Below are 9,878 nucleotides of genomic sequence, written 5' to 3'. Positions count from 1 at the left end.
TCGCGCGGCCGCGGGCGTCTTTGGCCCCGGCGCCTGCATCGCGGGCTCTGGGTCGAGGCATCCTTCTGGTCCTACCGCGGCCCCGTAACGCTGTTTCCGTACATTTTCGGGACATGATCACCCGATGGTGTGGTCCGCGTCCGCATAGCCCCAGCTCACCCGTCAACCCGCGTCGAGCACCGTCCCACGCCGCGACGCACCCCGCAGGGTGACGTGTGATCGCCCCACCACCACTAGGCTGCCGAACCATGTCGACCACAGTTGGGCCCGTCGACGTGGACGCGCTCCGCGCACGACTCGACCGGGCCGCCGCCGCGGCCTCCACCGCGGGCCTGGACGCGCTGCTCATCGCACCCGGCTCGGACCTGCGCTACCTCATCGGCGCGGGCGGAGCGTCGTTCGAGCGGTTGACCTGCCTCGTGCTGCCCGTCGGTGGCAGTCCGCTGCTGGTCGTGCCGAAGTTGGAGCACCCCGGTTACGCCGGCGTGCCCACCGGGGAACTCGGGGTCGACGTCGTCACCTGGGTTGACGGCGAGGACCCGTACGCCCTGGTCAAGAAGGCGCTCAAGGGCACCCGCCACGCCGTGTCGGACATGATGCCCGCGCTGCACAACCTCCGGCTGAAGGACGTCATCGGCGGTGAGCAGGTGCTGGCCGGGCCGGTGCTGCGCGAGCTGCGGATGCGCAAGGACGCCGCCGAGGTGCGGGCGCTGCGCAAGGCCGGCGCGGCCATCGACCGCGTCCACGCCCGCATGGCGGAGTGGCTGCGCCCCGGCCGCACCGAGCGCGAGGTGGGCGCCGACATCGCCGCCGCGATCGTGGCCGAGGGGCACACCGCCGCCGAGTTCGTCATCGTCGGCTCCGGCCCGAACGGTGCCTCGCCCCACCACGACGTCTCCGACCGGGTGATCCAGGCCGGTGACGTGGTGGTCGTGGACATCGGCGGACCGGTCGCCGAGGGCTACAACTCCGACTCCACCCGCACCTACGTGCTCGGGGAGCCGTCCGCCGACGACGTCTGGGACACCTACGCGGTCCTCCAGGCCGCGCAGCGGGCCGCCGTGGAGGCGGTGCGGCCCGGTGTCACGTGCGAGGCCGTCGACGCCGCCGCCCGCGAGGTCATCGCCGACGCCGGGTTCGGCGAGCGCTTCGTCCACCGCACCGGCCACGGCATCGGCCTGGACGTGCACGAGGACCCCTACATCGTCAGCGGCAACGACCTGCCGCTGGAGCCGGGCATGGCGTTCAGCGTCGAACCCGGCATCTACCTGCCCGGCCGCTGGGGCGCGCGCATCGAGGACATCGTGATCGCCACCGAGGACGGCTCGGAGAGCGTCAACAACCGACCGCACGAGCTGGTGGTGCTGCCGGCGTGACGAACCTGGAGCCGACGGACCGCGCGATCCTGCGCGAGCTGGCCGCCGACGGCCGGTGCAGCTTCACCGACCTCGCCGAGCGGGTCGGGCTGAGCGTGTCGGCCGTGCACCAGCGGGTGCGGCGGCTGGAGCAGCGCGGCGTGGTGAAGGGCTACGCGGCGCGGCTGGACGGCGACGAGATCGGCCTGCCGCTGACCGCGTTCATCTCCCTGACCCCGATCGACCCGGCGGCCCCGGACGACTACCCGAAGCGCCTGGAGCACCTGCCGCAGATCGAGGCGTGCTACTCGGTCGCCGGCGACGCCTCCTACCTGCTGCGCGTGCGCGTCGCGTCGCCGACGGCCCTGGAGGAGCTGCTCCGGCAGATCCGCGAGGTCGCCCACGTCTCGACCCGCACCACCGTGGTGCTGTCCACGCCGTACGAGGACCGGCCGCCCGCCGTCTGACGCCCCGCCCAGAGGAACCCCGCTCAGCGGAACCCCCGCCCGGAGGAACGCCCGCCCAGAGGAACCCCCGCTCGGCGGAACGCCCCGCTCAGCGGAACGCGTCGCCGGGGACGGCGTCGTAGGCCGCCCGGACCCGGGCGACCCCGGCCTCGTCCGCGGCGAACCCGACGTCGCCGATGCCGGCCACCGGGACCACGCCGCGCGAGTTCGCCAGGAACGCCGCGCGGTAGCGGCCGACCTCCTCCAGTCGCACCACCTCGCGCCGGGACGGCAGCTCGCGCTCCAGCAGCGCCATCGCGGTGCCGTGCAGCCAGTCGGCCTCCGGCCACACCACGCCGCCGTCGGCGTCGAGGAACCCGATGTTGGCGATCGAGCCCTCCACCACCACGCCGTCGCGGGACACCAGCAGCGCGTCGTCGAACCCGGCCCGCAGGGCGAGCCGCCGGTGGTGCAGCTGGCCGAACCCGCCGACGTGCTTCACGTGCGGCAGCGGCCGGGTGTGGTCCACCGGCATCAGCCGCTGCGGCACGTCCGGCGGTTCCGCCGGCGGGTACACCGCCACCAGCACCGACGGCTCGTCCAGGCCGAACACGACCACGCGCACCGACGCGTCCCGGACCTCGCCCAGCGCCTTCGGCACCAGCTCCCGCACCCGGTCGCCGTCCAGGCCCTCGCCGTACAGCTCGCGGTTGCCCTCGTCGAGCCGCCGCAGGTGCAGGTCCAGGCCCTTCACGCGGCCGTCGCGGACCTGCATGGCGGTGAAGTGCCCGTAGTTGGCGAGCAGGCCGCGCGCGAGCACTTCCGGGGTGGCGGGTTCGCCGTCGATCTCGATCCTCAGCACGGGGCCGACCGTAGCGTGGCAGGAATCGAGGGTCGCGCGTCGTTGCCGCCGGCCCCGGGGGCGACGGAGGGTGGGAGTCGTGGAGCGCGAGGTGCTGATCGTCGGGTACGAGGGGGCGACGATGACCGACATCGCCGGCCCGACCGACGTCTTCACGGGAGCCGACCAGGTCTGCGCCGCCCGTGAGCACGACGCCGCCCGCGGGGGCGGTGGGGGAGGGGCCGGCCGGGGGCGGCGCGACGGCTACCGGGTGCGGTTGGCGGCCCCCGGCGGCGGGTTCGCGGTGCACGGCGGACTGCGGCTGGAGGCCGAGGACCTCGGGTCGGTGCCCGGAGGGGTGGACACCGTCCTGGTCGTCGGCGGCTTCGGCTTCACCGCCGCCGCCCGCGACACCGAACTCCTGCACCACGTGCGCCGCCTGGCGCTCGACGCCAGGAGGGTCGCGAGCGTGTGCACGGGCGCGTTCGTGCTCGCCGCCGCCGGCCTGCTCGACGGCCGCCGCGCCACCACGCACTGGGCCTACTGCGACCGGCTCGCCGCCGAGCACCCCGCGGTCGAGGTGGTGCCCGACGCGATCTACGTGCACGACGGCCCCACCGCCACCTCCGCCGGCGTCACCGCGGGCATCGACCTCGCCCTGGCCCTGGTGGAGCACGACCACGACGCGGCGCTGGCCCGCCTGGTGGCCCGCTGGATGGTGGTGTTCCTCCAGCGCCCCGGCGGCCAGTCGCAGTTCAGCGTGCGCGCCCGCGTGCCACCGGTCCGCGAACCCGGCCTGCGCGCCGTGCTCGACGCGGTCGCCGACGACCCGGCCGCCCCCTGGACCGTGGAGGCGATGGCCCGCCGCGCCGCGATGAGCCCGAGGCACTTCGCCCGCGTGTTCCCGCTCCGGGTCGGCGTCCCGCCCGCCCGGTACGTGGAGCGGGCCAGGGTCGAGGCGGCGGCGGGGCTGCTGGAGGCGGGCGACGAGGGGCTGGACGCGGTGGCCAGGCGCTGCGGCTTCGGTTCGGCGGAGACTCTGCGCCGCGCGTTCCTGCGGGTCCTCGGCGTGACGCCGGGCGGCTACCGCCACAGGTTCCGCACCACCGGTGCGGCATGAGGAGGGGGAAGAAGATGGACATCGCTTTCGCGCTCTACCCGGGCATGACCGCGCTCGACCTGGTCGGCCCCTACGAGGTGCTGGCCAACCAGCCGGAGGTGACCGCGCACTTCGTCGCGGCCTCGCCCGACCCGGTGCGGTGCGACGCGGGGCTGGTCGTCACCCCGACCGCCACGTTCGACGGGACGACCGCCGCCGACGTGGTCGTGGTGCCCGGCAGCAGCCGGTGGGCCGAGGCGCTGGACGACGGCGCGGTCGCCGCCTGGCTGCGCCGGGTCCACCCGACCGCGACGTGGACCACCTCGGTGTGCACCGGCTCGACGCTGCTGGCGCAGGCCGGGATCCTCGCCGGCCGGCCCGCCACCACGCACTGGGCGGTCCGCGACGAGCTGGCCTCCCTCGGCGCGGAGGTCCGCGCCGAGCGGGTCGTCGTCGACGGGTCCGTGGTCACCGCCGCCGGGGTGTCCGCCGGGATCGACATGGCGCTGACCCTGGTCGGGCTGATCTGGGGCGACCAGCGGGCCGAGTTCACCCAGCTCGTCCTGGAGTACGACCCCCGCCCGCCCTACCGGGCCGGGTCGCCCGAGACCGCGCCCGCCGAGGTCGTCGCCCACGCCCGCGGCCTGCTGCGCCGGCGCTGACAGACGGCGCTGACAGGCGGCGCCGACAGTCGGCGCTGACAGCCGGCGTCGACCGGCACGGCGGCGCGGTCCCCCCGTGCCGGTCCGCCCCGCACAGCGGGGCCGGCGGGCCGACAAGCCCCAACCGGTCCGACGGGAACGTGACCACCTCGGCGATCGCGTCGCCCTCGACCCGCAGCACGTCCAGCGTCAACGCCTCGAACCGCGCGCCACCCGGCTTGCGGACGTAGTTCGCCACGGCCGGCTGCCGGTTCGACCGCGTCTCCAGCGCCCGCCACTCGCCGACCGCCTCCGGACCCGCCATGAACGGCGCCCAGACGCCCATCAGCACGTCCCGCCCGCGGTGCCACCCTGGGTGCGGCGGCATCGCCCACGTGGCGTCCTCGCGCAGCGCCGCCGCGAGCCGCGCCATGTCGCCGCTCTCCGTGGCCTCCACGAACTCGCGCACCACGGCCCGCTCCCGCGGGTTCGGCTCGCCCGACCAGTCGGCGCGCCGCTCCGGCAGGTGCCTGCGCATGGCCACCCGTGCCCGGTGCAGCGCGCTGTTCACCGCGGGCACCGTGTCGCCCAGCAGCGCCGCGGCCTCGCCCGCCGGCCACCCCAGCACGTCCCGCAGCACCAGCACCGCCCGCTGCCCGGGCGGCAGGTGCTGCACCGCGACCAGGAACGCCAGCTCGATCGTCTCCCGCGCGACCACCTCGACGTCCGGCCCGGCGCCCGGCTCCGCGCGGTCCAGCAGCACGTCCGGGAACGGCTGGAGCCACGGCAGGTCGGCCCGCACGCCCGCGGTGGCGGCGCGCGCGGGTCGGCGGCCGATCACGTCCAGGCACGCGTTGGTCGCGATCCGGTAGAGCCAGGCCCGGAACGACGAACGCCCCTCGAACGCGTCACGGGCGCGCCACGCCTTGAGCAGCGTCTCCTGCACCAGGTCCTCGGCCTCGTCGAACGAGCCGAGCAGCCGGTAGCAGTGCACCCGCAGCTCGTGCCGGTGCCGCTCGGCCTCACCGGCGAAGTCGACCGCCGTCCCCTCCACCCCGACCTCCGCCACCCCGACCTCCGCCACCCCGGCCCCGACCCCCGCGACCTCGCCCATGCCGACCCTCCGCGATCCGTACGGTGACGTGCCCGTCGCACGCCGCACAACCCGTTGTGACGGCACCGGGCCGCGAAACTGTTCGCCGCCGGCCCACCCGACCGGTGTGACGAGGCCGATCGGCACGCCAACCGCGCGATTTCCTACGACCGGGCCCGTCCGTGGCGTAGTTTCTGCCCGCCACCTCCTGTTCCGGTGGACCTCGCCGTTCGCTTCGCAAGGGTCGTGAGCCAGTGGACCTCGGTGCCCCGCACGGAATCCGGTTCCGCTTCGAGGCGGGACTGCTGCGCGCCGTCCTGCTCGACGCGCACCGCAAACCCCCGGTGGACGCGGCCGAGCAGCTCACCGGCCTGCACGGCGGCACCCGTGACCTGCTGGTCGACGAGCACCGCGGCGAGCACCGCGACGGGCGCCTGCGCGCGGTGCTGCGGCAGCGCTTCGACCTGCCCGCGCCCGCCCGCTGGCGGCTCGCGGTCGGCGCGCCCGGCGCGGCGACCGGCGACGGCGTGGCGTTCGACCTGCCCGGCTCGGTGCGGCTGCTGGTGTCCGGCTCCGAACCGTGCGAGGTAGAGGACGGCGGCGTGTGCGCGTGGCTGCCCGCCGGCGAGTCGGAGCTGACCGTCGAGGTCACCAGCGAACCGGTGTTCGACGTGGGCGACACCGCCGTGGTGTGCCGCCCGGACCGGCCGCTCGAGGCGGCCGTGGTGCTCTCGTGCCTGCCCGGCGACCGGCTCACGCCCCTCGTCGTGCTGGGACCGGGAGGCGACGCCCGCCGCGACGCGCTGGTCGCGGACCTGCTGACCGCCCTGGGCGTGCGCCGCGCCGTGCTCCTCGACGACCCCGGCGAACCGCCGTTCGACCTGCCCGAGCACGTGCCCCTGGGCTGCGCCGACCTGCCCGCCCTGACCGGTGCGGCGTGGGCCCTGCTGCGCGGCGGCGAACCGGGCCGCGTGCTCGACGTCGCACCCGACGCCGACCCCGTCGCCGCCCTGTTCACCGCCCGGCGCGCGGGCGCGGCGCTGCGCGTGGTCGACGGCGCGCCGCCCGTGCCGCTCGACGACCACAACCCCGCCGACGGCGACGAGGCCGTCCTGGTCGAGCGCACCGGCGCCGCGGACGACCTGGTCGCCGCCCTCTACGCCCACCACCGCGGCGCACGCCTGGTCGTCACGCCCCGCCCCGACCTGACCGAGGTCGCCCGGGTCGTCGCCGAGGAGCAGGACCGGGTCACCGCCGCGGCGGGCGCGATCGGCGACGCCGTCAAGGGCATCGGGTTCGTCGAGGCCCTGTGGCGCTACCTGTCCACCGGCGGCCACGACCCGTACGCGGCGGTCGAGGCCGTGGTCACCGCGCAGGTGCCCGCCGAGGCGGTCGCCGACGTCGGCGACAGCAGGCTCACCGCGTTCACCACCGGCCTGCCCTACCCGTTCGTGCGCACCGCCGACGCCACCTGGGCGCGCAAACCGATCGGGCACGTGGTGGCCGACCCGGCGCTGGTCGTGCTCACCGAGCTGCACCGGGCGGGCGTGGCGCGCGAACCCGGCGCGTTCGGCCTCGTGTTCGACCACGGCGTGTTCCGCGAGCTGCCCGAGACCACCGCGTCGCTGGGCCACCACACCCACTCGATCGTGCTGCCCGAGGCGGACTCGTCGATCGCCGCCCTGCGCGAGCTGACCACCCGCCTGCCCGTCGAGCTGGTGTTCTTCAACACCCACGACACCGACCACGCCATCGTGCTCGGCGGCGAGGAGCTGCCCGACCACGACGTGCCGGTGCGCCTGCCGCACCGGCCGATCGTGTTCAACAACTCCTGCCGCTCGTGGACCGACCTGGGCCGCGAGTTCACCCTCGCCGGCGCCCGCGGCTACATCGGCGCGCTGTGGACCATCCCGCCGAACCTCGCCGCCGGGTTCGCCCGCACCGTCGTGCGGCGGCTCACCGCCGAGGAGACGCCCGCCGCCCACGCCATCGTCAACACCGGCACCCCCGGCGGCATCGAGCGGTCCTACCTGTACGTGGGCACCGTCAACGGCAGGCTCGACGAGTGGCGCGACCGGTCCACCACCGACACCGAGGCCGCGCTGACCGCCTGCGAGCTGCTCGCCGCCGCCGCCCGCGACCACACCACCGGCGCGGCGGCCCGCGTGCTGCGCCGGGAGATGGCCTCGCTGCGCGCGGTGGCCGAGTCGGCGGGCGCCACCGACACCCCCGCCTACGCCGACCTGCTGCTGGCCGAGCTGGCGCTGGAGGAGGACGACGCGCGGGTCGCCGACCTGGTCGAGCGGGTCGACGCGGTGCTGCCCGACCTGGCCGAGGGCGCCGAGGAGCGCTGGGCCCGCAGGTACGTGCTCACCGGGGCGCGGGCCGAGCGGCGCGGGGAATGCGCCGCCGCCCTCGCCGACTTCGAACGGGGTGTGGGCTTTGGCGACGCGTGCCGCGACCGCGCGGACGTGCTGGTGCGGATGGCGAGGCTGCTGATGCGCGAGGACCGGACCGACGAGGCGAGACGGGCGGCGCTGGCCGCGCACGAGGAGCACCGGGCGCGAGGCGCGCGCGCCGGTCTGCTGGAATCGGTCACCGTGCTCAACGAGATCGGCGACGACGACCCCGAGACCGCCCTGCGCCGCTCCGTCGAGGGGCACGACCTGGCCGAGGAACTCGGCGACCGGGCCCGGCAGGCCGCGTTCAAGCTCGACGAGTGCGACCGGCGACGCGCGGCCGGCGACCTCGACGCCGCCGTCCACGCCGGTCAGCGGGCCGCCGAGCTGTTCCGCGCCCAGGACGACGGACCCGGCGAACTGGCCGCGCTGCGCCGCCTCGTCGCCTGCCACCGCGACCTCGGCGACCTCGACGGCGCCCGGCGGTGCGCCGCGGCCGGACTGGCCCGCGCCGAACAGCTCGACGCGGCCGCCGAGGTCGCCCTCTTCCACGACGACCTCGGCGGCGTGCTCACCGCCCAGGGCGAGCACGCCGAGGCGCTGGGCCACTACCGGCACGCCGTGGAGAAGCTCGTCGCCACCGGCGCGTGGGAACGCGGCGCGGAACTGCTGCCGCACCTGGCCGTGGGCGCGGTGCGCGCCGGCGACCCCGAGGCGCTGTGGACCGCGGCCCTGTGCGGTGGCCTGATCTGCGAGGTCGCCCCGCGCCCCGTGTGGGCGTCGCTGGTGCCGCTGGTGGTCGACTCGATGAAGCGCGCCATCGAGACCGGGCCCCGGGAGCTGACCCAGCGCGGCATGACCGACTTCGCCAGCGCGGTCACCGCCGGCCGGCGCGAGGACGTGCCCGCCCAGGTCGGCATGCTCGCCGACGTCGTGGTCGTGCTGCTGGCGTGGCTCATGGACCGCGTCGACCGGGGCGTCCTCGGCCTCGCCCGCGAGCTGGAGCGCACCAGCGGCGGCGTGCTCGACCTGGTCGGCTACCTGTCGGTGCCCTACGAGCGGCGCCTCCGCGCCCGCCATGCCGGCGGCCCCACCGGTGGCGGCCCTACCAGTGGCGGCCCTCGCTGAGGCCGTCCAGCTCCGGCCGCGACACGTGCAGCACCTCGTAGCGGACCTCGCCGTCCGCCTCGGGCAGCTCACCCCACAGGCTGAAGTGGACCAGCTCCCAGCGCCGGGGGTCGACGGCCACCGCCGTGCTGTGCAGCGCCGGGTGGCCCCCGACCCGCTCCAGCTCCTCCACGGCCCGGTGGACCGCCTCGGCCGGGTCGGCGTCGGCGGACAGGGACCACACGCGCTTGGTGGCCCCGGTCGGCTCGGCGACCGGGCCGCGCGCGAAGGCCAGGCCGGCCCAGTGCCGCACGACCGGGCGGCCGAAGTCCGCGCTCAACCGCGCGAAACCCGGCCCCCACAGGAAGCTGTTCATGCCCTCGGGCCTGCGCCACAGGTAGAACGGCGAGTACTGGTTCACCGGCGAGCCGTCGACACCGCGCTCCCGCACGCAGTAGGCCTTCAGACCCAGGCCGGGGAACCCGTCGGTGAACGACCCCTTCGTGGCCACCCGGTTCCGGATGATCTTCATGTCGTAGTCGGCGGGCAGCGTGATCTCGTAGTGCATGGCCTGCATGGTCAGGTCCCCCGGTAGTTGGTCGCGGTGCGCGGGTACAGCTCGCGGTAGGCGGGGAGGTGACCCCACGGCGTGGTCACCGACTCCGCGTTCAGCAGCCCGTGCGCGAGCGCACGGGCGAAGACCGCCCTCGCCGCGGCGGCCACGGCGCGCGGGTCGGCGTCGTGGGAGCCGGTGGCGGCGGCGAAGACCGCGTCGCCGTCGGTGAGGCCGTGGGCGGGCCGGACGGCCAGCGCCAACCCCTCCTGGGCGGCGGCGGCCAGCGGGTACGGCGCGGTCCGGGCGTTGGTCGCGACCACGCCGATCACCGTGTTGAACGG

Annotated in this window: 9 protein-coding genes; 5 read left to right on the top strand and 4 right to left on the bottom strand. The window is 75.9% G+C overall.

Annotated features, from left to right (window positions below):
• Window positions 1-248: 248 nt before the first annotated feature.
• Window positions 249-1,376 (top strand): M24 family metallopeptidase, encoded by a 1,128-nt coding sequence (locus ACFV4N_RS20570; RefSeq protein ID WP_499674158.1) that lies wholly within the window; start codon window positions 249-251, stop codon window positions 1,374-1,376.
• Window positions 1,373-1,822 carry an Lrp/AsnC family transcriptional regulator gene (locus ACFV4N_RS20565; protein WP_499674157.1) on the top strand — a complete coding sequence of 150 codons (450 nt, stop codon included), beginning with the start codon at window positions 1,373-1,375 and terminating at the stop codon, window positions 1,820-1,822. Before ACFV4N_RS20570 ends, ACFV4N_RS20565 begins: the two co-directional genes overlap by 4 nt.
• Before the next feature lie 88 nt (window positions 1,823-1,910).
• On the opposite strand, the gene ACFV4N_RS20560 is transcribed toward ACFV4N_RS20565, so the two are convergent.
• Entirely contained in the window at window positions 1,911-2,663 is a 753-nt protein-coding gene (locus tag ACFV4N_RS20560; protein ID WP_499674156.1) for an aminotransferase class IV, read from the bottom strand.
• 121 nt (window positions 2,664-2,784) lie between these two features.
• Here ACFV4N_RS20560 and ACFV4N_RS20555 point away from each other — a divergent pair, with 121 nt between their 5' ends.
• Window positions 2,785-3,762, top strand: coding sequence for a GlxA family transcriptional regulator (locus ACFV4N_RS20555; protein ID WP_499674174.1), 978 nt, complete (start codon window positions 2,785-2,787; stop codon window positions 3,760-3,762).
• 14 nt (window positions 3,763-3,776) lie between these two features.
• Window positions 3,777-4,403 carry a DJ-1/PfpI family protein gene (locus ACFV4N_RS20550; RefSeq protein ID WP_499674155.1) on the top strand — a complete coding sequence of 209 codons (627 nt, stop codon included), beginning with the start codon at window positions 3,777-3,779 and terminating at the stop codon, window positions 4,401-4,403.
• Here the strand turns inward: ACFV4N_RS20550 and ACFV4N_RS20545 are convergent.
• Entirely contained in the window at window positions 4,291-5,496 is a 1,206-nt protein-coding gene (locus tag ACFV4N_RS20545; RefSeq protein WP_499674154.1) for an RNA polymerase subunit sigma-70, read from the bottom strand. The two genes, ACFV4N_RS20550 and ACFV4N_RS20545, sit on opposite strands and share 113 nt — an antisense overlap.
• A 233-nt stretch (window positions 5,497-5,729) precedes the next feature.
• Between ACFV4N_RS20545 and ACFV4N_RS20540 the strand changes: the two genes are divergently transcribed.
• Entirely contained in the window at window positions 5,730-9,002 is a 3,273-nt protein-coding gene (locus ACFV4N_RS20540) for a hypothetical protein (protein WP_499674153.1), read from the top strand.
• Here the strand turns inward: ACFV4N_RS20540 and ACFV4N_RS20535 are convergent.
• Both ACFV4N_RS20535 and ACFV4N_RS20530 read right to left on the bottom strand, forming a co-directional pair.
• A complete protein-coding gene (locus ACFV4N_RS20535) occupies window positions 8,980-9,549 on the bottom strand; it encodes a DUF4865 family protein (protein WP_499674152.1) in 570 nt (189 codons plus the stop codon). The two genes, ACFV4N_RS20540 and ACFV4N_RS20535, sit on opposite strands and share 23 nt — an antisense overlap.
• An 11-nt stretch (window positions 9,550-9,560) precedes the next feature.
• On the bottom strand, window positions 9,561-9,878 hold a 318-nt coding region (locus tag ACFV4N_RS20530), incomplete at its 5' end, for a P1 family peptidase (RefSeq protein ID WP_499674151.1).

This window comes from Actinosynnema sp. NPDC059797, assembly GCF_042732085.1.
GTDB lineage: Bacteria > Actinomycetota > Actinomycetes > Mycobacteriales > Pseudonocardiaceae > Actinosynnema.
Note: the sequence above shows the minus strand (reverse complement) of the source record. Positions and strands in the feature narration are given on the sequence as shown.